This is a genomic window from Collimonas sp. GW821-FHT07E08 (assembly GCF_059418905.1).
In genome coordinates this window covers 108,825-130,482 of sequence record NZ_JBWKQR010000008.1, presented here as the reverse complement: position 1 = coordinate 130,482, position 21,658 = coordinate 108,825, and the positions used below count along the sequence as shown (strand labels likewise).

The window sequence follows — 21,658 nt, the reverse complement described above, 5'->3', positions numbered from 1 at the left end:
CCCTAATCTTGCTCGTGGATCGACAATCGTTGCATCCGGTAGCGCAGCTGGCGGAAACTGATGCCCAGCAGATCGGCGGCCTTGGTGCGGTTGAAATGCGTACGCGTCAGCGCCTGCCGGATGACGTCGCGCTCGATATCGTCAAGATAGTCCGGCAGCGAGGACGGCAGTTCGGCGCCGTTCAACGGCGCCGCCACGCCGGCAACAACCGGCTCCATGCCCGCCGGCGCACCGGCCGCCAGCGCGGCATCGCTGTAATGGTCGGCAAGGTCCGGCGCTTCCACGGGCCGGCCCTGGCCAGCCCCTTTCAAACCCAGGTCCGCCACTTCAATTACGCCGTCATTGGCGAACGCCAGCGCCCGCTCCAGGATATTTTCCAGTTCGCGCACATTGCCCGGAAACGCATAAGCGCAAAGAGCCGACAGCGCCGCCGGCGCCAGCGTCACTTGTTCCGCCTGCGGCGTAAACGCCGACAGGCGCCCCAGGATCGCGGCGACCAGCAGGTCGATGTCATCCAGCCGTTCCCGCAGCGGCGGCAGCTTTAATTCGATAACATTCAAACGATAGTACAAATCCTGGCGAAATCTACCTGATTCGACACACTCGGCCAGATTCTGGTGGGTGGCGCTGACCAGCCGCACATCTACCGCCTCCTCCACCGTCGCGCCGACCTTGCGCACGCGGCGCTCCTGGATCGCACGCAGCAGCTTGACCTGCATCGCCAGCGGCAGGTCGGCAACCTCATCCAGCAGCAAGGTGCCGCCGTTGGCGGCCTGGAAAAATCCGTCCCGGTCATCGGCTGCGCCGGTAAACGCACCTTTGCGGTAGCCGAAGAACTCCGCTTCCATCAAGGCTTCCGGGATTGCGCCGCAATTGACGGCGACAAAGGGCTTGTCGGCGCGCGGACTGAGCGCATGGATATCGCGCGCCGCCAGTTCCTTGCCGCTGCCGGACTCGCCGGTGATCGCCACCGGCGCCATGCTGCGCGCCAGACGCACGATCTGGGTGCGCAATTCCTGCATGGCGGCGGATTGGCCGATCAGGCGCAACGTTGAGCCGGCACCGGCGCGCAGTTTCGAGTCCGCCACCGGCCGCGGGGTTTCGACCGGCTTGCCGACGCGCAGCGCCGATTGCACCATCAGGCGCAGCTGGTCCAGCGCCACCGGTTTCGACAGATAATCGAAAGCACCTGCCTTCAGCGCCATGACGGCATTGTCGGCGCTGCCGTAGGCGGTAATCACGGCAATCGGTATGACCTTTTCGCCAGCGGTGACTTCACGCACCAGTTCGATCCCGAGTCCGTCCGGCAGGCGCATGTCGGTCAGGACCAGCGCGTAGTCATTTTGCGCCAGATGGCTGCGCGCCGCGGACAGGCTGTCGGCGCTGTCGACATCCAGCCCCATCTTGACCAAGGCGATTTCCAGCAGTTCGCGCAGGTGCGCTTCGTCGTCAACAACCAGAATACGGGGTGAGCTCATGGCATTCGTCTTTTTTCAGTCAATTCTAATCAGCAGGAGACACAGGGTCATGGGCAGCAAACGCAATAACAAAACGGCCACTCACATGGCTGGAATTCTGTCCTTGGACATCATGCCGGTATTCATAATCGAGCAACGCGCCATTATTCAAACACAACTCGCGCGCTAAAAACAAGCCCAGCCCCGTGCCCTTGCTGGAGGTGGTGTAAAACGGCTCGAACAGGTGCGCCCGCACCGCCGGCGAAATCGGTTCGCCATCGTCCTGCACATGCAGTTCCAGGCGCCCGGCGACGCTGGACATGGCCTGCAAGCGCATCCCGCCCGGACGGCCGCTGGCGTAACGCACCGCATTCGACAGCAGGTTTGTCACGACTTCACGCAGGTGCAAGGGGTCGAACCACACGCTTTGCCGGTCCGCGGCATCGATCTGCAAGTCAATCGCGGCTGGCGCCACCGCATGGGTCTGCCTGAAATCGCTGACGATCTCCTGCAGCAAGGGCGCAAGCAAGATCGGCTCCAGCTGCCGCTGCGCCTTGCGCGACAGCTTCAGGATATCCTCAATCATGCGGTTCAGGCGCGCTACGTTGTCTTCGATGATCGTCAGCAGGCGCGCCTCGGCCTCGTCGGTCGCCTCTTCCGCCAGCAAGGTGGCGGCATAGGAAATCGAGGCCAGCGGATTGCGTACCTCATGGGCGATGCTGGCGGTCAGGCGGCCCATGGCAGCCAGTTTCAGTTGCTGGGCCTGGTTCTCGATTTCGCTGACATCCTGCAAAAAGATGACTGCCCGGTACTCGCTCAGTTCGCGCATCCTGACTGCCGCAAAGCGCACTTTCAAATGCGCCGCCAGCTCGCGCCGCCCGCTCCAGTCGATGGCCGCGGCGTCCTGGCCAAGGTCATCGGTATGCTTGATGGTGACGAATACCGCCTCGCCTACCGCCGGCGAAACCGCATGCGGCAGGTCGCTTACCCGCGATTCCCAGGCAAACAAGGCATCGGTTATCGGCGCCAGCACCGCATAATCGCTCAGTTTGTGCTGCTGTTCCTCATCCGACAAGGACAAACCCAGCATGCGCTCCGCCGCCGGATTCGCCATGATCAGGGTGCCAAGCGGATCGACCACCAGCAAGCCGTCCCCCATATCCTTGATTGCGATGCGATTGATATCCATTTGCACCCGCAGGTCCCTGCCGCGCTGGGTCGCCAGCTCCTCTTGCTTGATCAGCTTGTCGGCAAGCCGGTTGATCACCAGCACGGCAAAGAAGAAAGCGCCGCCATACAAACCGGCTTGCAGGCTGGAGGCATCCGGCGCCGACTGCAAGATCTGGTAACCGCTTTCCGCCAGCAGCACTATGGTCGCAATCGACACAAACAACAGCGCCACCAGCAGCGGCGCCAGGATTGCCGAGCCGGCCAGCGGGAACAGGTACAGGATGGCCAGTCCGCCCTTGGCGCCGCCGGCGCCTATATACAGGATCGACACTGCAATCATGTCGACCGTGATCGGCAGCACTATCTGCGCCATGTAATGGCGGTGGTAATACGCCGTGACGAGCGTGAAGACTGCGGCGCACAGCAGGTAGACGCTGCAGGTCTGCGGATTGGTAAACAGCTGCGAGAACCAGGTCTCGTTCTTGCTCTGGGTGCTGAGATAGGCCAGCATCACCATTGCAACCACGATCCGGGTCACGTTGAAGGTCTGGAGCGTGCGCCAGAAAGTGTCCGGCTTACCGCTCAACGGGGCGACGGTGGAGCTAGTCATGCGGGTCCTGTCTCACAATGGATCGGGCAATCGCAGGCCGGACGCTATCAAGCGCCGGCCCCGGCTGAAATAAGCATAACGGCTCAAAGTGGATGAAATTCAGGAAGCATGCAGGCGACGGTGCTCCGCACTGCAAAAAACCGCGCCGGAAGCATCGGCCAGCGCTTCCGATGCCGGAAAATGCATGCCGCAATGGGCGCAAGCCACCATGGCTTCGGCTTGTGGCGAAGCGCCGGCGGCCGAGGGGCCATGGTCAAAGGTCGATCCGCCTGGGGCGGAACGATCCCGGCCGAGATTCTTTTTCAGGCGCTGCAGCCAGACGATGACAGCCAATACCACGACAATTAAAATAATCAGTTTCATACCAATACCCGATGCAACACGACTTCAAGCACGAAACGGCTCCCTACATACGCCAGCAGTAAAACGGCAAATCCGGTCAAGGTAAAGCTGAGCGCGGTGCGGCCGCGCCAGCCTTGCCATTTGCGGCCTGCCAGCAACAGGCCGAACAAGGCCCATGACAACATGGTGAAAATGGTCTTGTGATCCCATTTGAAGGCCTTGTTGAACAGCTCCTCGGAAAACACCACCCCCGACAGCACCGTCAGCGTCAGCAAGAAAAATCCGAAAGCAATCAGGCGAAACAGCAGCTTTTCCATGGTCAGCAAGGCTGGCAAGCGATCCAGCGCATGCCCGAACCAGCCGGCTTTCGCCCCGCCCGGACGGGTATGCAGGCGCGATTCCTGCAATACCATCAGCACCGCATGGAATGCGGCGATAGTCAGGGTGCTGTAGGCCAGGATGGAAATCACGATATGCCAGAGGAACACTGGCGACTTGCCGTTCAGCGCCACCATGTTCCCCGGGAACATGGCCGGCAGGACCGCCGCCAGCGCCGCCATCGGCAGCACCAGGACCCGCAGGCCGTCCAAGGTGTAGTTGCGGTTTTCCAGCCAGTAGGCGGCGACCGACACCCACAAGGTCGCCGACAGCATCATCGAAAAGCCGACCCGCAGCTCCTCCGGCCCGACCACGTCGGACCACAGCACGCCGCCATGCAGCACCCAGGCGACGGCGACAACAATGGAGATGGTCTGGCGGCGGCTCGACGGCAAGAAGGTGCAGCCTATATATAGCAGCGCCACCAGAACGAAAAGATATGTTTGCATCGCATAAGTTTACAACATGTGGCGTCTGCGCGGCGTGCTCAAACAGCGTGGCTGGCCAGCGAGATAAGCCGGCCGTCATTTCTTGCATCTTGTACATCATCCCCGGCTATCCCCGGACAGCGGCCTTCATTCCAGGGTCGGCCTCGGCCCGCATCAGGTAAAATGGCTGTTTACATGCATTATCGTGGCCATTTTAAGGCGCATCAGGGTATCGATGACGCGAAAACGGTCCACATTAACCACGCACTTCTTCTGGAAACGCTGTTACCCACCATGCTCGACAATCTTACCCAACGCCTCGCCAAAGTCGTCAAAACCATGCGCGGCGAAGCGCGCCTCACCGAAACCAACACCGCAGACATGCTGCGCGAAGTCCGCCTGGCCTTGCTGGAAGCCGACGTCGCCTTGCCGGCGGTGCGCGAGTTCATCGCCAACGTCAAGCAAAAAGCGCTAGGCGAAGAAGTGATTGCATCGCTGACGCCGGGCCAGGCCCTGGTCGGCGTGGTGCAGCGCGAGCTGGCGTCGCTGATGGGGGCCGATCTCGGTCCCGAGGCGTCGCAGCTGAATTTCGCCACCCAGCCGCCGGCGATCATCCTGATGGCGGGCCTGCAGGGTGCGGGTAAAACCACCACCGTCGGCAAGCTGGCCAAATACCTGCGCGAGCAAAAGAAGAAAAAGGTACTGACCGTTTCGGCCGACGTCTACCGCCCGGCCGCGATCGGCCAGCTGCAGACCGTCACCGCCCAGGTCGGCGCCGACTTCTTCCCGACCGCCACCACCGACAAGCCGGTCGACATCGCCTTGGCCGCGCTCGACTACGCCAAGCGCCATTATCACGACGTCCTGATCATCGACACCGCCGGCCGGCTCGGCATCGACGAAGCGATGATGAAGGAAATCAGCGCGATCCATGCCGCCGTCAAGCCGATCGAAACCCTGTTCGTGGTCGACGCCATGCTCGGCCAGGATGCCATCAATACCGCCAAGGCGTTCAATGACGCGCTGCCGCTGACCGGCATCGTGCTGACCAAACTGGACGGCGATGCGCGCGGCGGCGCCGCGCTGTCGGTCAGGCATATTACCGGCAAGCCTATCAAGTTCGCCGGCACCGCCGAAAAACTGGACGGCCTGGAAGCCTTCGACCCGACCCGCATGGCCAACCGCATCCTCGGCATGGGCGACATCCTGGCCTTGGTCGAAGAAGCCCAGAAAGGCGTCGATGTCGCCGCGGCCAAGGATCTTGCGCACAAGATCAAGGGCGGCGGAAAATTCGACCTGAACGACTTCAAGGCGCAGCTCGGCCAGATGAAAAAAATGGGCGGCCTGTCCAACCTGATGGACAAATTGCCGGCGCAATTCCAGCAGGCGGCCGGCGGCGCCAATATGGACCAGGCGGAAAAACAGGTACGCCGGATGGAGGGCATCATCAATTCGATGACCGCCCAGGAACGCGCAAAACCGGAACTGATCAAGGCTTCGCGCAAGCGTCGCATCGCCACCGGCGCCGGGGTCCAGGTGCAGGAAGTCAACCGCATGCTGTCGCAATTTGACCAAATGCAGTCGATGATGAAGAAACTCAAAGGCGGCGGCATGATGAAAATGATGCGCGGCATGAAAGGCATGATGCCGGGCATGCGCTAAGCACGCGCCAGGACTGCCGCAGTCCCCTGAAAAGCCTTGCAAGTCATTGACTTGCAAGGCTTTTCGCCTGTTTATGCCGTTTACGGGAAGCCGCCGGCCGGCAGCAGCGGGCATTTGTTACCTTGCCCGAATTCCGGCAACCCGCCGCAAAAGCCCGCTAAGCGGGCGTTTCCCGCGCCGGGCGGGGGGTTCCGCTTCCGTATCAAATCCCGCACAAACCCGCAAAAAACGCTTGCATCGCCAGGAAAAGCGCAACACTATTAGCGATGCGTGCTTGACGCATTTTTTCACTATCCCTGAAGGAGGCTCAAAGATGGCCACAGCCAAAAAACCAGCAGTTGCAGCAAAGAAGTCAGCAGCGACCAAAGCAGCTCCGGTCAAAGCGGCAGCCAAGCCTGCAGTCAAAAAAGCCGACGCTCCGAAAGTAGCGCGCAAGCCTAACGCAGCATTCATGAAAGCATTGACGCCGTCAGCTGTCCTGGCTGCTGTCGTCGGCGCTGCTCCACTGCCACGCACGGAAGTTACCAAGAAGGTTTGGGAATACATCAAGAAGCACAAACTGCAGAATCCAGAAAACAAACGCAATATCATTGCTGATGAAAAACTGAAAGCTGTCTTTGGCGGCAAAAAAGAAGTGTCGATGTTTGAAATGACCAAACTCATTTCCGATCACTTGAAATAATGCTTAGGGCCTAGCCGGACCTGATTCAACCCGCCGCCCTGAGTGCCAAACAAAAACGCCCGCAGCACGCGGGCGTTTTTGTATCTGCAGTATCCGGCGTCAATCGAGCAGATCCGAGTAATCGATTTCCGCGTAGCCGGCCAAGGTCTTCCATGGCAGCACCGGCGGCGCGGCGATGACGCTGACCAGGGTCTGGCGGCGCGCCAGGCCATGCGCATCGAAGGACTCCACCCGGCGCGGATACTGGCCTTTTACATCCCAGCTGACCTGTACCGTCAAGTCGCCGCGCTTGCTCTCGTACAGCTGGACCCCGTCCTTGACGGCGCCGACGGCCCGCATGTTTTTCAGGCTCTGCGGATCGCTCAGGTAGAAGGTGCTGCCCCAATTGCCGTTGAAACCGATATTGCCGTAATACTGGGAATCGACCTTGACGGTGCGGCGCTGGTGCCGCTCGACCAGGCGTGCATCCAGCGAACCGTCAGCCTGGCGCCGCACCCACATCGGCGAGCTGCCGGCGTCCGGATGGTTATGTCCGCTGTGGTCGTGCTGATCGGCGGCGGCTGCGGCGGCGATCAGGCGTTCGGTCCATACCTGGTCGCTGCGCCGGTACAGGCGTTCGGTGAACGTCGTTTCGCGCTTGACGCCGTCGCGCCCCAATACCATCGCATAATGCTGCACCTGCAGGTTCTGGTCGGGTGCGCTGACTGCCGCCAGCGCCGCCGGCGAGGCCGACAACAACGCCAGCGCACCTATCGAAGCCTTCAGGCCGCTCGTCAAATTTTTCAAGAAAGCCATTTTTCCACCAAAAAAATGCCGCCATCGCCGGATCTGCCAATCCGGATGACGGCCTGAACATCACTCAAGAAAAAACATTACAGGCCAAGCGCGTTCTTCACTTTGCCAAACACCTTGATGTTTTCAAACGTGCCCTTGAAACTGTCGCTGCCGGCGCCGGCGGAAAACAGCATCACGTCGCCGCCGCCATGCGTTTCAGAGCCCGGCGAGCCGGCAAAGCGTACGCCGACCTGCTGCAGGTAGTCGTCCGCTTCCGTGTCGACATTGGTCAGGTCGCCGTCTTCCGGACGGCGCGGTGCGTTGCCGTTGCCGAACACCAGCGTGGTGTAGGGCTTGCCGTCGGCAGCCAGGGCCAGCTTGCCATCGTAGTAGTTGGCGACCTTGCCCAGGATCGGATTGCCGCGCTTGGGATAGCCGTTGAAACCGATCGCGTGGTCATGGTCGGCGGTGACCACGATCAAGGTATCTTTCAGATCGACCAGTTCCAGCGCCTTCTTGATCGCAGCGTCAAACGCCAGGGTATCTTCCAGCGCACGCTTGGCGTTGGTGCCGTGCAATGCATGGTCGATGCGGCCGCCTTCCACCATCAGGAAATAGCCTTTCGGATTTTTCTTGAGCACGCCGATGGCTTTTTCGGTCATCTCGGCCAGGCTAGGCTGGTTCAGGTTTTTCTTGACGCGGTCCAGTTCGTAATCCATGTCGCTGGCGCTGAACAGGCCCAGCAGTTTGCTGACGCCGGCTGGATTGACGCTCCTCAGTTCGCTGCCCGAAGCGACGTAGGTATAACCGGCCGCCTTGAACATGCCCAGCGCATCGAGTTCGTCGTTACGCTGGCTGCCCGGCGTGCTTTTCGGCAGGAAGTGGCGCAAGCCGCCGCCCAGCAAGACATCGACGCCGTCCTTGAGCGCCGTGTTGTAGCGCGCCGCGCCTGGCGTCGCCTGTTCGGTGATGGTGTTGTAAGCGTCGCGGTTGCAGACATGGGCATAAGTCGTGGCTGGAGTCGCATGGCTGATGCGGGTGGTGCTGACCGCGCCGACCGCCTTGCCTGCTCCTTTGGCCAGTTCCAGCAGGGTCTGCACCGGCTGGCCGTTGCCGGCCACGCAGGTGGAATCTGCCTTGGCCTGGTACGGTTTGCCGCTGGCGTCGAAGGCATTGGTATCGGACGACATCGAGATCACGTCGTTCTTCATCTTGACGCCAGTCATGTAGGCCGCCATCGATGGCGCGCTGTCGGTAGTCTGGGCGTCCAGCGAGAAGGTCTTGACGCGCGCGGTGCGGGTCAAGGTCTCCATGGTCAGGCGGCCTGCTTCGCCGTGGCCGTAGATGCGCGCTGCAGTCACGGTTACGGGCCCCATGCCGTCGCCCAGGAAGAAGATAACGTTTTTCGCGGCAGCGGCGTCGGCTGCCATGACGTTTGCGCTGAAGAGTAAAGACAGCGGCGACAACACGCACAATGCGGCGCATTGATGGATTCGGCGCTGGAATTGCTTGCTGGCTGGCTTATTGGCTGATTTCATCATTTTCATCTCTGACCTTTGTATATATTCGGCAAATTCGTTTCGCTGGAAGCATCACAGGCCGACGGCCTTTTTCACCAGGCCGAACACCTCGGTGTTGTCGAGCACGCCGCGAATATTCTCGGCCCCCAGGCCCTGCGCGCCGATGAAGACATTGGTGCCGCCGTGGGTTTCACCGCCGGCTTCGGTCGGGACCACCGACTCTTGCATGTAGTCCTTGTCAGCCACCTGCATATCGGACAACGCGCCGCGCGCGGCCAGGTGGTTGGGGCCGTTGCCGAAACCGATCACGGTATAAGGGTTGTTGTTGATGTCGCGTTCTGGCTGGCCGGTAGCGACATTTTTCACCAGGCCGAGTACGCCCGGTTCGCTGCTGGTGGTCTTGCCGGTGCGCTTGGCGTAGCCGTTCAGCAGGATCGAATGGTCATGGTCGGCAGTGACTACGACCAGGGTGTTTTTCAAACCCGGATCGACTTGCTGCATCTTGTCCAGCGCGGCCTTGATCGCGTCATCGAAAGCGACGGTTTCCTGCAGCGCGCGACGGGCATTGGTGGCGTGCAATGCATGGTCGATGCGGCCGCCCTCCACCATCAGGAAAAAACCGGTCTTCTTGCTGCTCAGCAGGTCTATCGATTTGCTTGTCATCTGCGCCAGGCTCGGTTCCTTGGCGGCATCGCGGTCCAGGTCGTAAGTCATGTGGTCCTTGTGGAACAGGCCGACCACTTTCGGCGTCGCGGCGCCGATCTTGTCGAATTCGGCAAAGTTGCTGGCATAGGTATAGCCGGCTGCCTTGAATTCCGCCACCAGGTCGCGGCTGTCGCTGCGCTTGCTGTCGGCATCGGCCTTCGGCAGGAAATGACGGCGGCCGCCGCCGAAAATGACGTCGACGCCGTCGCTCAGCTTGCTGTTGAAGCCGGCGCCCTTAGGCGTGAGCTGGGCGGCGATATTGTTTTCACCGTCGCGATGGCAGATATGCGAATAGGTCGCGGCCGGCGTCGCATGCGTGATCCGGGTGGTAGTCACGACGCCGGTGCTGTAACCCTTGGCCTTCATGATTTCCAGCAAAGTGTCGGCCGGCGTGCCGTTGTCGCTCGGGCAGGTGCTGTCGGCGCCGTTGACATAGCTTTTGCCGCCGGCGTCGCGCGCGCTGGTATTGGCCGACATCGAGATCACTTCGTTATTGGCCTTGATGCCGGTCATGTAGGCGGCCATTGACGGCGCGCTGTCGGTTACCTGGGCGTCGTTGGAATAGGTGGTGACAAAGCCGGTTTCCGGCAAGGTATCGATGGTCAGGTCGCCCTCTTCGCCCACTTTGTAGATGCGGGCAGCGGTCATGGTGGTGATCCCCATGCCATCGCCCAAAAAGAAGATGACGTTCTTGCCGGGAACCTTGACCTCGGGCCGCTCGACCGGCGCCTCGACCAGTGGATTGCTAGAACCGCTACACCCCGCCAGTGCCACCGCTCCCATGGCGGCGGCAATCAGAATACGTAATTTCATTCATCGCTCCGTGTTGTCAATCAGAAACATGCAATCATTTGTAATAATGTGTAACAACTGTAACTAAAAGTTATTACATACTGATGACGGAAAGCGCAGATCTTCAGAAAGCGGGACGGCCACGGGCGATTTACCCATGTAACGCCGAGTAAATCAGAGGAATTGGAAAACCGGATATTTACTGCGCGCGCCGGCAGCGCCGGCGGCAAGGGAAATGGCTACCTGCGTGCGGATACCGTATGGATCGGCAGGTCGTCCTTGTATTCCCAGCGTTTCCACGCGGCCAGCACAGCGTTGGGATACTCGGGACGGCCGCGGCTGCCGTTGTAGCGGCCAAGGGCGAGATAAAGGTTGCCCTGTTCCATGTCGATGTACATGCGCAGGATGGAACAGCCGTAACGCAGGTTGGTCTGCATGTTGAACAGCTTGCTGCGGTCGGCGTCGCCGATCACGCGGGTCCAGAACGGCATCACCTGCATGTAGCCGTGGGCGCTGACGCTGGACAATGCATACTTGCGGAATGCCGACTCGACCTGGATCAAGCCCAGCACCATGCCAGGGTCAAGCCCGGCGCGCTTGGCTTCATACCAGGCGGTTTCCAGGAATTCGATGCGCACCTGCGCATCCGGCAGCTTCTTCTTGAGGCGCTCCGACATTTCGCCCAGCCAGTACAGGTACTGGATGCGCTGGTCGATTTCAGAAAACTGGGGTTTTGGCGGGCGAGCGTCGTTGATGGCGCGCGACAACGCCAGGCGTACCGAGTCCGCCAGTTCTTCTTCTTTTTGATTTCCGGCGTGCGCCATGCCGCCTAACAGCAACAATATGGGCAACAAGCCAAGCCAACGAGACCAGCGCAATCGATACTCCCCAAAACATACTTTTATTTTTGGGTGAGTATACAAAGAAAACGGCGCATAAAACCAATGCGCCGTGATTTTGTTGTTATTGGGAAACCAGGCGGGCCTTGATGAACGCTGCCACATCTGCCAGCGGCACCGTGGTCGCCTCGGTATCGCGCCGTCCCTGGTATTCGAGCTGGCCGTCCTTGAGTCCACGGTCGCCGATCACCACGCGGTGCGGCACGCCAATCAGTTCCCAGTCGGCGAACATCGCGCCCGGGCGTTCGCCGCGGTCGTCCAGGATGACGTCGACGCCGGCTGCCAGCAAGGTGTCGTACAGCTTGTCGGTCTCGGCCTTGACTGCCTCGCTGCGGTCATAGCCCATGGGGCACAGGACCACTTCGAACGGTGCGATGGAGGTCGGCCAGACGATGCCTTTATCGTCGAAATTCTGTTCGATGGCAGCGCCCAGGATGCGCGTGATGCCAATCCCATAACATCCCATCTGCAGCAATTGCGGCTTGCCGTTCTCGTCCAGGAATGTCGCTTTCATCGCTTCCGAATAGGCGGTGCCCAGCTGGAACACGTGGCCGACTTCAATCCCGCGCAGGATCGCCAGGGCGCCCTTGCCGTCAGGCGACGGATCGCCTTCGACCACGTTACGGATATCGAACACTAGCGGCTCAGGCAGGTCGCGGCCCCAGTTGACGCCTGTATAGTGGAAATCGACTTCGTTGGCGCCGCTGACAAAATCGTGCATGTTAGCCACGGTGACGTCCGCCACTACGGTGACCGGTTTCTTGGTGTTGACCGGTCCCAGGTAGCCTGGCGGCGTGCCGAAGTACTCGACAATTTCCTGTTCGGTAGCAAAACGATAACCAGCCAGGCCAGGAATCTTGTTAGCCTTGATTTCGTTCAATTCGTGGTCGCCGCGCAGCATCAGCAGCCAGACCACCTTGCTTGCCGGCTCTTTGTCTGTTGCTTCCTTCTCAACAGTCAGCACGATCGACTTGATGGTTTGCGTCAAAGGCAGTTGCAGCAGCTCCGCCACCGCTTCGCATTTGGCCTTGCCTGGCGTTGCCGTCCTGGTCAGCGCCTGGGTGGCCGCGCCACGGGTCGGATACAGGGGCAGGGATTCGGCCGCTTCCATATTGGCGGCGTAATCCGAATTCGGGCAATACACGATGGCGTCCTCGCCGGTAGCGGCAATGACGTGGAATTCATGCGAACCGGTGCCGCCGATGGCGCCGTTGTCGGCCGCCACCGCGCGGAACTGCAGGCCAAAGCGCTGGAAAATGCGTGTGTAGGCGTCATACATGATCTGGTAGGACTGTTTCAGGCCATCCAGGTCGCGGTCAAAGGAATACGCGTCTTTCATCGTGAATTCGCGCCCGCGCATCAGGCCGAAGCGCGGCCGGCGCTCATCGCGGAACTTGGTCTGGATATGGTAGAAGTTCACCGGCAGCTTGCGGTACGAGCGCAGTTCGGTACGAGCGATGTCAGTAATCACTTCTTCCGAGGTCGGCTGGATGACGAAGTCCCGGCCGTGGCGATCCTTGACGCGCATCAGTTCGGCGCCGTATTTTTGCCAGCGCCCGGTTTCCTGCCACAGTTCGGCCGGCTGCACCACCGGCATCAGCAGCTCCACCGCCCCCGAACGGTTCATCTCCTCGCGCACGATGCCCTCGACCTTGCGGATCACGCGCAGTCCCATCGGCATATAGGTGTAAATGCCGGAACTGATGCGTTTGATCATGCCGGCGCGCATCATCAGTTTGTGGCTGACGATTTCAGCGTCGGATGGGGCTTCTTTGAGCGTGGAGATAAAAAAACGGGAGGCGCGCATAACGATGAATTCTTTTTAAAAAGAGAGGGTTATAATCAACTCAATTTTAAAGGATTAGCTGGCTGATGCGCCTACTCTTTGCACAATTGATTGATGTTCTGGCCATTGTTGTTACCGGCAAGGACAGATTGCGCGCCTAGTCGGGCGAGGACAGAGCTTTGCGCCTAACCATGGCGGCTCCATGAACCTGCTCCTCGATGACGACGGCAAGCAAGAAATCTAGCAGAATATCTAGCAAAATGCGCAGTAGCGCCGTCTCGCCGCAGAAAGTTTTGAGGTAACAACATGCTTGACCGTGAAGGCTTTCGCCCGAACGTCGGCATTATCTTGCTCAACACCCAGAACGAAGTCTGGTGGGGCAAGCGCGTGCGTGAACATTCGTGGCAATTTCCACAAGGCGGTATCAAATACGGTGAAACCCCGGAGCAGGCAATGTTTCGCGAGCTCGAGGAAGAAATCGGGCTGAAGGCGGAACACGTCAAGATCATCGGCCGTACCCGCGACTGGTTGCGCTACGAAGTGCCTGATCATTTCATCAAGCGCGACGTGCGTGGACATTATCGCGGCCAGAAGCAGATCTGGTTCCTGCTGCGCATGGTGGGACGCGACTGCGACGTCAACCTGCGCCTCACCGAACACCCGGAATTCGACGCCTGGCGCTGGCATGATTACTGGGTGCCGCTGGATGTCGTGATCGAATTCAAAAGGGATGTCTACCAGCGCGCCTTGCAAGAATTATCACGTTTCCTGACGCGCCCGCTGCAAAACGCCCCGCATCACGCCCGTCACCTGCGTACCGGCCATGGACCGCGCGCATCGACTCAATCCCCTCCGGCCTGTGCCGAACCCGAAAAGAAGTGAGCATCTTTATGGCTTTTGCCTTTCGTCCTTCCGTTACAAACAAGATATCGCAACTACTTGCCGCCAGCCTGCTGTTGCTGGGCGCGGCAACCCATGTGCAAGCCGCTGGTGATCTGTTCAATCCCGGCGCCGGCGCGAATTCCAGCAATTCAGGCATGTCCGATGATGATTACGACGACGGCAAGTCCTGGCAAGAAATCAAGACCGAAATCCCACCGCAGCCGCAAGCCGCTAACCTGGTGTCGTTCTATGTCAGCCCGACCGCCACCATGAATTTCTTCATCGATGTCAATTCGATATCGGCCGGCAGCGACGGCGTGGTCCGCTACACGTTGGTCAGCAAGAGCCAGGGCGGCGCTGAAAACATCAGCTACGAAGGGATTCGCTGCCAGACCTATGAGAACAAGTCATATGCATTTGGCCAGAAAGACGGCAGCTGGTCGCGCGCGCGCCTGAGCGGCTGGAAGCAGATCAGCGAATTGTCGGGAAACCGCCAGCATGCGGCTTTGGCTAAAGACTTCCTTTGCCAGGACGGCATGATCGCCGGCAAGGTTGAGGATATACGCAGCAGGCTGCGCAGCAATCGCCCGATCAAACAAGGTAGCTGACCGGCCCGTCCGGCCCGCATGTAAAAACGGCTCCTGCAATTTGCGGAGCCGTTTTTTTATCCGGAACGCCGGTCTTGCCGTTTAGAGCAAAACCATGTTGTCGCGATGGATCAATTCCGATTCTTCGACAAAACCCAGGATAGACTGGATCTCCGCCGAAGGATGGCGCATGATGCGGCGCGCTTCCGAGCTGGTGTAATTGCTGATGCCGCGCGCGATGGCGTGGCCGTCGATATCGGTACAGGTAATGACGTCGCCGCGGCCGAACTCGCCGGACACCGCGGTGACGCCGATCGGCAGCAGCGATTTGCCCTCGTTGCGCAATTTCTGCACCGCGCCGGCGTCCAGCACGACCTTGCCGGCGGTTTTCAAGTGATCCGCCATCCACTGCTTGCGTGCGGTAAGTTGCGCGGTCTGCGCATTCAATTGGGTGCCGATGGCTTCGCCGCCGGCGAGCCTGGTCAGCACCGCGTCTTCCCGGCCCCAGGCGATCACCGTGTGGGCGCCCGAGGTGGCGGCACGCTTGGCGGCCAGGATCTTGGTGATCATGCCGCCGCGGCCGATGCTGGTGCCGGCGTCGCCCGCCATCACTTCCAGCGCCGGATCGCCGGCTTTGGCTTCATGCACGAATTCGGCATTCGGGTCCTTGCGCGGATCGGCTGTGTACAGGCCCTTCTGGTCGGTCAGGATGATCAGGGCGTCGCCTTCGATCAGGTTGGCGACCAGTGCGCCCAGGGTGTCGTTGTCGCCGAACTTGATTTCATCGGTGACCACGGTGTCGTTCTCGTTGATGATCGCCACCACGCCGAAGCGCAGCAAGGTGAACAAGGTCGAGCGGGCGTTCAGGTAGCGCTCGCGGTCGGCCAGGTCGGCGTGCGTCAGCAATACCTGGGCGGTACGGATATTGTGGGCGCGGAAGCTGGTTTCATAGATCTGCGCGAGGCCCATCTGGCCGACGGCGGCGCACGCCTGCAATTCATCGATGCTGGTCGGCCGCTTGTCGAAACCGAGGCGCTGCATGCCTTCGGCCACGGCGCCGGAGCTGACCAGCACGACTTCCTTGCCCATCGCCCGCAACTCGGCGATCTGGGCCGCCCATTTGGCGATGGCGCCGGCATCCAGCCCCTTGCCGTCATTGGTCACCAGGGAAGATCCGACTTTGATAATGATGCGCTTGGCTTTTTGAATGACGGAATTCATATTTTTATCTATCGTGCCTCGGCGGCTGAAGGCACAAGGTGGCGGGAAAAAAATAGACCGATGGCGAGAGGGATCGATTTCCCCCCGGCCACCAGTGCCGGATACTTGCTTAGTCGAGTATCTTGAAGCGAGGATCGTCCGGATCGATGGACAGGATGGATTGCGCTTCCGCCACCATATGCGTCTCTTCCGAGCGGGTTTCCTGCTGGCGCTTCTCGGCCAGGTAGCCGTAGATTTCCGTCACCAGTTCTGGACAGCCGTCGCGGTTCAGCGCGGAAATCTCGAATACCGGGCCTTTCCAGCCGAAACGCTTGATGAAATCCTTGACGCGCTTGACGCGTTCGCCTTCCGGGATCACGTCGATCTTGTTGAGCACCAGCCAGCGCGGCTTGTCGAACAGCGACTGATCGTATTTCTTCAGTTCCTTGACGATCGCCTTGGCTTCCTTGACCGGATCAACCGTGTCTTCGAACGGCGCCAGGTCGACGATGTGCAGCAGCAAGCCGGTACGCTGCAAATGCTTCAGGAACTGGATGCCCAGCCCCGCGCCTTCCGCCGCGCCTTCGATCAGGCCTGGGATATCGGCGATCACGAAGCTTTTCTCGTGGCTGACGCGGACTACGCCGAGATTCGGGTGCAGCGTGGTAAACGGATAATCGGCGATCTTCGGACGGGCATTCGACACCGCGGTGATGAAAGTCGATTTGCCGGCATTCGGCTGCCCCAGCAGGCCGACATCGGCCAGCACCTTGAGCTCCAGCCGCAATTCGCGGCGTTCGCCTTCCTTGCCGTCGCTTTTCTGGCGCGGCGCGCGGTTGGTCGAGGATTTGAAATGGATATTGCCCCAGCCGCCCTCGCCGCCCTTGGCCAGCAAGACTTCCTGGCCGTGATCGGTCAGGTCGGCGATCGCTTCGCCGGTGTTGACGTCGACGATCAGCGTGCCGACCGGCATGCGCAGCTTGATATCGTCGGCGCCCTTGCCGTAGCAATCCGAGCCGCGGCCGTTTTCGCCGCGACCAGCCCGGTGCATCTTGGAGAAACGGTAATCGACCAGCGTGTTGATGTTGCGGTCGGCCACGGCCCAGATACTGCCGCCTACGCCGCCGTCGCCACCGTCAGGGCCGCCGAACGGGCGGAATTTTTCACGGCAAAAACTCGCAACCCCATTGCCGCCATCGCCGGCAATGACTTCGATTTTTGCTTCATCTATAAACTTCATTCGAAGGTCCTAATGAGGTTGGAGGTTAAATTCTTATTGAAAGACACAGGTAACTTTACCGATTTTTGGCCATCGTTGCAGCCCAGGCCCAAGCCTGTATTGCAAGAATGCCATTGCTTCAGGCACAAGCCATCGCCGGCGGAATAGACACGCTGCGTGTTCCGGCTTGCCTGAACAGTGTTTTACGACCAGAAACTAAAAAGGCTCCACCAGCGGCAGAGCCTTTCGCAACAAGGCTGACGCCTTGCCTGTGTCGACGCTTACAGAAACTTAAGCTGCTACGACAGTAACGTAGTTACGCTGGGTAGCGCCCTTGGTTACGAATTGTACTTTGCCGTCGATCAGTGCGAACAGGGTGTGATCCTTGCCCATGCCGACATTTTCGCCTGGATGCGTCTTGGTGCCGCGTTGACGAATGATGATGCCGCCGGCGTTGATCGCCTGGCCACCGTAGACCTTGACGCCAAGTCGCTTTGACTCTGAGTCACGGCCGTTGCGCGTAGTGCCGCCGCCTTTTTTATGTGCCATTTAAAACTCCTGGTATCTAGTTAAGTCAACCGACGCAATTAAGCGTTGATCGAAACGATTTGAATTTCGGTGTAATTTTGACGATGGCCTTGATGCTTCTGATAATGCTTACGACGACGCATTTTGAAGATCTTGACTTTATCGTGGCGACCTTGCGCCAATACCTTAACCGACACCGTAGCACCTTCGACCAGCGGTGCACCAAACTTGATGGTGTCACCAGCGCCAACTGCGAGCACTTGATCAATAGTGAGTTCGGTGCCAATGTCTGCAGGTATCTGTTCTATTTTAAGTTTTTCGCCGGCAACAATCTTATATTGTTTGCCACCGGTTTTTATGACCGCGTACATATGAAACCTCATCGAAATGATTGAAGACTATTAAAAAAATTTCTTTCCTAAAACACCATATTCAGCGACGGAAAAGCTTGAAATCGCTGGGCGGAATCGGGAGAACCTGAGATTGTACATGGACTTGGCGCTTTCGTCAAAATCTCTTGACAAGTGCGGAATTCACCACAGTTCCGCACTTTCGCCGGGCAACTCCGGCCGAATATTGCCATGGAACCACCTGCCGCCGCAGACTCACCAGCAGCACAACAGCCTTTTTCATATAATGGCGGTATTCTGAAACTTTTTAAGGTATTGCCATGAGCGATGTACAAGCGTGGATCAAGGAAACCGTGACCAGCAACCCAGTGGTGCTGTTCATGAAAGGAACCGCGCAATTCCCCCAATGCGGATTTTCCGGCCGCGCCATCCAGCTGTTAAAGGCTAACGGCGCCGAAAACATCGTCACCGTCAACGTCCTGGAAGACCCGACCGTGCGCCAAGGCATCAAGGACTACTCCAACTGGCCGACCATTCCGCAGCTCTACGTCAACGGCGAATTCGTCGGCGGCTCCGACATCATGAACGAGATGTCTGATTCCGGCGAACTGAAAACCTTGCTGACGGCCTGAGACCCTACGTGGTCTCGTCCAGCCGCCCAGCTGCAGACGCCAGCCAGCCGCCGCGCCGCCTGATTGTCGGCATCACCGGCGCCACCGGCGTGATTTACGGCGTGCGGCTGCTGCAGCTGTTGCGCGAGATGCCCGGCGTCGAAACCCACCTGATGATTTCCGATGCCGGCGTGCTGAACCTGCACCAGGAACTGGAGATGCGGCGCAAGCAAGTCGAGGCGCTGGCGCACGTGGTGCACAATGTGCGCGATATCGGCGCGGCCATCGCCAGCGGCTCGTTCCAGTCGGACGGCATGATCGTCGCGCCCTGTTCGATGAAAACCCTAGCGTCGGTCGCCAACGGCCTGTCCGACAACCTGATCACGCGCGCCGCCGATGTTGTCCTCAAGGAGCGCCGGCGGCTGGTTCTGATGGTGCGCGAAACGCCCTTCAACCTGGCGCATCTGCGCAACATGACCAGCGTCACTGAAATGGGCGGCATCATCTTCCCGCCCCTCCCCGGCTTTTACCACAGGCCGCAAAGCATTGCGGAAATGGTCGACCATACGCTGGGACGGGTGCTGGACCTGTTCGCCGTGCAGCACACGCTGACACCGCGCTGGAATGGCTTGAAAGCCGATTAAAAAGGCCGGACAAACAGCGCCGGCCTTCTTTTTTCCATCAGATATAACGCTTAACGACCGCTGCGCCCTGCCAGCCAGGCGGTGCGCAGCGCCGGCACCAGCGCCGGTTTTGCTTCCGCCTTCAAACCGATCTGCGGCGTGCTGTCGGCCAGCAGCCTGACCTTGAACGCCATCAGTTCATCGCGCCGGAAAACATGGATGACGACGCTGTCGCCAACCCGGTAGCGCGCCAGCAGCGCCTCCAGGTTATTGCTCGCCCGGATGCTGTCAATCGCTACCAGCAGGTCGCCCGCCGACAAACCGGCGCGATGCGCCGCGCCGCCTTCATAGACGTTCGCCAGCCTGGTGTCGCCGCCATTGCGCGCGGTCCGCACGCCAAGCGACGGTTTACCCGGCTTGCGGCTGTCGGCCAGCACGATGCCGGTCGGCGCCAGCAATTTCGCCAGCGGCAAGTCATCGGTTGCGCACACATAACGATCGAAGAAACGCTTCAACTTGAGGCCGGTCACTTCATCGAACAAGGCTTCGACCGCGGTTTCGCTGACGCCGCGGCCGCTCAATGCATTGCCGGCGTAAAAATCGCGGCCGTACTTTTGCCACAGGGCGCGCATCACGTCGTCCAGCGATTTGCGGCCCTTGGTTTCGCTACGGATCGTCAGGTCCAGCGCCAGCGCCACCAGCGAGCCCTTGGTGTAATAGCTGACAATCGCGTTTGGCGCGTTTTCATCCTGGCGATAATATTTGACCCAGGCGTCAAAGCTGGATTCGGCCACGCTTTGCTTATGCCGGCCGCTGCCGAGCAGCACGCCGTTGATGGTCTTTTCAATCAGCTTGAAATAGGCAGGCTGGTCAATCAGGCCGCTGCGCAGCAGCATCAGGTCGTCGTAATAGCTGGTGAACCCTTCGAACAGCCACAGCAATGGCGTGTAGTTTTCGACCTGCAGGTCATAGGGCGCAAACGCTGCCGGCTTGATGCGCTTGACGTTCCAGGTATGGAAATATTCATGGCTGCAGAGGCCAAGGAAGGTGCGGTAACCGTCGCTCATTTCCGCTTGTCCCTTGACCGGCAAATCGGCGCGCGCGCAAATCAATGCAGTGGAAGCGCGATGCTCAAGGCCGCCATAACCGTCGCCCACCGCCAGCGTCAGGAACACATAACGTTGCATCGGTGCGCGCTTGGCAAACTTGCTGCCGGCAGGTTCGAAGAAGCTGATCTGGGTTTCGCAGATCTTTTTCAGGTCGGCGCTCAAGCGCGCCAGGTCCAGGTTCGGCACATTGCCGGTAATCGCAATTTCGTGCGGCACGCCGTGCGCTTTGAAAGTCGCCAGCTGGAAGGTCCCCATTTCAACCGGGTGATCGATCAGCTCGTCGTAGTTGGCGGCGACATAGCTGCCGAACGAACCGCGCTTGGCTTTCAGCGTCGGCAGTGCGGTGGCGATGCGCCACGCTTCATAGGCGTCGCCTTGCGGACGCTGGATATCCACGATATGCGGCGCATGTTCCTGGCCGACCGCGCGCAGGAATACGCTGGTGCCGTTGAAGAAACCGTGGGTCTGGTCCAGGTGCGCGGTGCGCACCGACAGGTCCCATGCGTACACCTGATAGTGCAAGGTCAGCGGCCCGTCACATGGCGCCGCTTGCCAGGAGTGCTTGTCGAGTTTCTTGAGAGCGATCTTGCGGCCGTTCGACTCGGCGCGGATCTGTACGATATTGCGCGCGAATTCGCGGATCATGTAGCTGCCAGGGATCCAGGCCGGCAAGGCGACGATCTGTCCCACTGCGGCAGGCTCGGCAATGCTCAGGGTCACCGCAAACAGATGGGCGGCAGGATCGGCCGCGACGATGCTGTAGCTCAGGCCGCCGCGGGCGGATTTGGCGATTGCCGGCTTGGCGCCTGGTTTTGCAGTATTTTTCTTCATCATTTATCCTCGGACATTCCCGGCAATCACGGTCAGCATCAGCGCCGCCACCGCCACACATGTCAATCTGAAACGCAATTCAATAAACCAGGCCGGCAAGCCGTACCATGGGAACAAGCGCTTGTCGGCCTGGTAAGCGGCAATGAACCCGGCGATCAGCAAAGCAAAACCGAAACCGCCGGCCATGGTCGAGAACCAGGCGATGCTGGTCGGCGCCACGCCCCAGACCAAGGCTTTCTTTGTCTGGTCGGCCGACAGGTCGGCCCGCAGCACCACCGCGCCCCAGTGGATCCCGCCGAGAAAAGACAAGGCGGCGATGCCATAGGCCAGCTGCCCGCGAATGAAATCGCGCAGCCAGTCGGTGTTGACCAGCCAGCATGCCAGCGTCAGCAGCACGAACGGAATCAATCCGGCATAACCGAGTAAATGAATAATACGTTTGTTCAGGAAATGTGGATTCATCTGGTGACTTCGTCAGGAAGGACAGCGCTGGCTGCGCAAAAAGACGATAGT

The 21,658-nt window shown here is 59.7% G+C and carries 21 protein-coding genes; 6 read left to right on the top strand and 15 right to left on the bottom strand.

Translation table 11 applies throughout. The features are described from left to right. Positions 1–2: 2 nt before the first annotated feature. The 4 genes from AC07RZ_RS12220 to AC07RZ_RS12205 all read right to left on the bottom strand — a co-directional run bounded on the left by AC07RZ_RS12220 (position 3) and on the right by AC07RZ_RS12205 (position 4,406). A complete protein-coding gene (locus AC07RZ_RS12220) occupies positions 3–1,478 on the bottom strand; it encodes a sigma-54-dependent transcriptional regulator (RefSeq protein ID WP_494668095.1) in 1,476 nt (491 codons plus the stop codon). A gap of 25 nt (positions 1,479–1,503) precedes the next feature. Beyond that, on the bottom strand, positions 1,504–3,237 hold the full coding sequence (locus AC07RZ_RS12215; protein ID WP_494668094.1) for a sensor histidine kinase: 1,734 nt from the start codon (positions 3,235–3,237) through the stop codon (positions 1,504–1,506). Positions 3,238–3,336: 99 nt separating this feature from the next. Next, positions 3,337–3,600 carry a PP0621 family protein gene (locus AC07RZ_RS12210; RefSeq protein ID WP_144739375.1) on the bottom strand — a complete coding sequence of 88 codons (264 nt, stop codon included), beginning with the start codon at positions 3,598–3,600 and terminating at the stop codon, positions 3,337–3,339. Then, a complete protein-coding gene (locus AC07RZ_RS12205) occupies positions 3,597–4,406 on the bottom strand; it encodes a cytochrome C assembly family protein (protein WP_092396979.1) in 810 nt (269 codons plus the stop codon). Before AC07RZ_RS12205 ends, AC07RZ_RS12210 begins: the two co-directional genes overlap by 4 nt. A 273-nt stretch (positions 4,407–4,679) precedes the next feature. On the opposite strand from AC07RZ_RS12205, the gene ffh reads away from it, so the two are divergent. Both ffh and AC07RZ_RS12195 read left to right on the top strand, forming a co-directional pair. Further along, complete coding sequence (ffh, locus tag AC07RZ_RS12200; protein WP_092396981.1) at positions 4,680–6,047, top strand: signal recognition particle protein; 1,368 nt, start codon at positions 4,680–4,682, stop codon at positions 6,045–6,047. A 313-nt stretch (positions 6,048–6,360) separates the two neighbouring features. After that, positions 6,361–6,729 carry an SWIB/MDM2 domain-containing protein gene (locus tag AC07RZ_RS12195; protein ID WP_494668093.1) on the top strand — a complete coding sequence of 123 codons (369 nt, stop codon included), beginning with the start codon at positions 6,361–6,363 and terminating at the stop codon, positions 6,727–6,729. Between the two features lie 99 nt (positions 6,730–6,828). On the opposite strand, the gene AC07RZ_RS12190 is transcribed toward AC07RZ_RS12195, so the two are convergent. The 5 genes from AC07RZ_RS12190 to AC07RZ_RS12170 all read right to left on the bottom strand — a co-directional run bounded on the left by AC07RZ_RS12190 (position 6,829) and on the right by AC07RZ_RS12170 (position 13,226). Further along, positions 6,829–7,515, bottom strand: coding sequence for a hypothetical protein (locus tag AC07RZ_RS12190; protein WP_494668092.1), 687 nt, complete (start codon positions 7,513–7,515; stop codon positions 6,829–6,831). Positions 7,516–7,601: 86 nt separating this feature from the next. After that, positions 7,602–8,933 carry an alkaline phosphatase gene (locus tag AC07RZ_RS12185; RefSeq protein WP_494668091.1) on the bottom strand — a complete coding sequence of 444 codons (1,332 nt, stop codon included), beginning with the start codon at positions 8,931–8,933 and terminating at the stop codon, positions 7,602–7,604. Positions 8,934–9,095: 162 nt separating this feature from the next. Continuing rightward, positions 9,096–10,541, bottom strand: a complete 1,446-nt coding sequence (locus tag AC07RZ_RS12180; protein WP_494668090.1) for an alkaline phosphatase — start codon at positions 10,539–10,541, stop codon at positions 9,096–9,098. A gap of 218 nt (positions 10,542–10,759) precedes the next feature. Beyond that, the gene (locus AC07RZ_RS12175) at positions 10,760–11,344 is read right to left on the bottom strand and encodes a lytic transglycosylase domain-containing protein (protein WP_494668172.1); all 585 of its coding nucleotides are present in this window, start codon (positions 11,342–11,344) and stop codon (positions 10,760–10,762) included. A gap of 139 nt (positions 11,345–11,483) precedes the next feature. After that, positions 11,484–13,226: a proline--tRNA ligase gene (locus AC07RZ_RS12170; RefSeq protein WP_144739382.1), complete on the bottom strand. Its 1,743-nt coding sequence runs from the start codon at positions 13,224–13,226 to the stop codon at positions 11,484–11,486. Positions 13,227–13,511: 285 nt separating this feature from the next. Between AC07RZ_RS12170 and AC07RZ_RS12165 the strand changes: the two genes are divergently transcribed. Together AC07RZ_RS12165 and AC07RZ_RS12160 are read left to right on the top strand one after the other, a co-directional pair. Continuing rightward, the gene (locus AC07RZ_RS12165; RefSeq protein ID WP_061541701.1) at positions 13,512–14,087 is read left to right on the top strand and encodes an RNA pyrophosphohydrolase; all 576 of its coding nucleotides are present in this window, start codon (positions 13,512–13,514) and stop codon (positions 14,085–14,087) included. Continuing rightward, positions 14,084–14,695, top strand: coding sequence for a CNP1-like family protein (locus tag AC07RZ_RS12160; protein ID WP_494668089.1), 612 nt, complete (start codon positions 14,084–14,086; stop codon positions 14,693–14,695). Before AC07RZ_RS12165 ends, AC07RZ_RS12160 begins: the two co-directional genes overlap by 4 nt. A gap of 81 nt (positions 14,696–14,776) precedes the next feature. On the opposite strand, the gene proB is transcribed toward AC07RZ_RS12160, so the two are convergent. The 4 genes from proB to rplU all read right to left on the bottom strand — a co-directional run bounded on the left by proB (position 14,777) and on the right by rplU (position 17,992). Then, positions 14,777–15,895 carry a glutamate 5-kinase gene (gene proB / locus AC07RZ_RS12155; protein WP_494668088.1) on the bottom strand — a complete coding sequence of 373 codons (1,119 nt, stop codon included), beginning with the start codon at positions 15,893–15,895 and terminating at the stop codon, positions 14,777–14,779. A 109-nt stretch (positions 15,896–16,004) separates the two neighbouring features. Beyond that, on the bottom strand, positions 16,005–17,114 hold the full coding sequence (gene obgE / locus AC07RZ_RS12150) for a GTPase ObgE (protein WP_494668087.1): 1,110 nt from the start codon (positions 17,112–17,114) through the stop codon (positions 16,005–16,007). A gap of 270 nt (positions 17,115–17,384) precedes the next feature. Continuing rightward, complete coding sequence (gene rpmA, locus AC07RZ_RS12145; protein ID WP_014007873.1) at positions 17,385–17,642, bottom strand: 50S ribosomal protein L27; 258 nt, start codon at positions 17,640–17,642, stop codon at positions 17,385–17,387. Between the two features lie 38 nt (positions 17,643–17,680). After that, positions 17,681–17,992 carry a 50S ribosomal protein L21 gene (gene rplU, locus AC07RZ_RS12140; RefSeq protein WP_038493216.1) on the bottom strand — a complete coding sequence of 104 codons (312 nt, stop codon included), beginning with the start codon at positions 17,990–17,992 and terminating at the stop codon, positions 17,681–17,683. A gap of 299 nt (positions 17,993–18,291) precedes the next feature. Between rplU and grxD the strand changes: the two genes are divergently transcribed. After that, on the top strand, positions 18,292–18,603 hold the full coding sequence (gene grxD / locus AC07RZ_RS12135) for a Grx4 family monothiol glutaredoxin (RefSeq protein ID WP_014007875.1): 312 nt from the start codon (positions 18,292–18,294) through the stop codon (positions 18,601–18,603). An 8-nt stretch (positions 18,604–18,611) separates the two neighbouring features. Further along, positions 18,612–19,226: a UbiX family flavin prenyltransferase gene (locus AC07RZ_RS12130; protein WP_494668086.1), complete on the top strand. Its 615-nt coding sequence runs from the start codon at positions 18,612–18,614 to the stop codon at positions 19,224–19,226. Positions 19,227–19,276: 50 nt separating this feature from the next. Here AC07RZ_RS12130 and AC07RZ_RS12125 read toward each other — a convergent pair whose 3' ends face one another. Both AC07RZ_RS12125 and AC07RZ_RS12120 read right to left on the bottom strand, forming a co-directional pair. Then, positions 19,277–21,145 (bottom strand): M61 family metallopeptidase, encoded by a 1,869-nt coding sequence (locus tag AC07RZ_RS12125; RefSeq protein WP_494668085.1) that lies wholly within the window; start codon positions 21,143–21,145, stop codon positions 19,277–19,279. A 3-nt stretch (positions 21,146–21,148) separates the two neighbouring features. Continuing rightward, complete coding sequence (locus AC07RZ_RS12120; protein WP_144739386.1) at positions 21,149–21,607, bottom strand: DUF3429 domain-containing protein; 459 nt, start codon at positions 21,605–21,607, stop codon at positions 21,149–21,151. Positions 21,608–21,658: the final 51 nt, after the last annotated feature.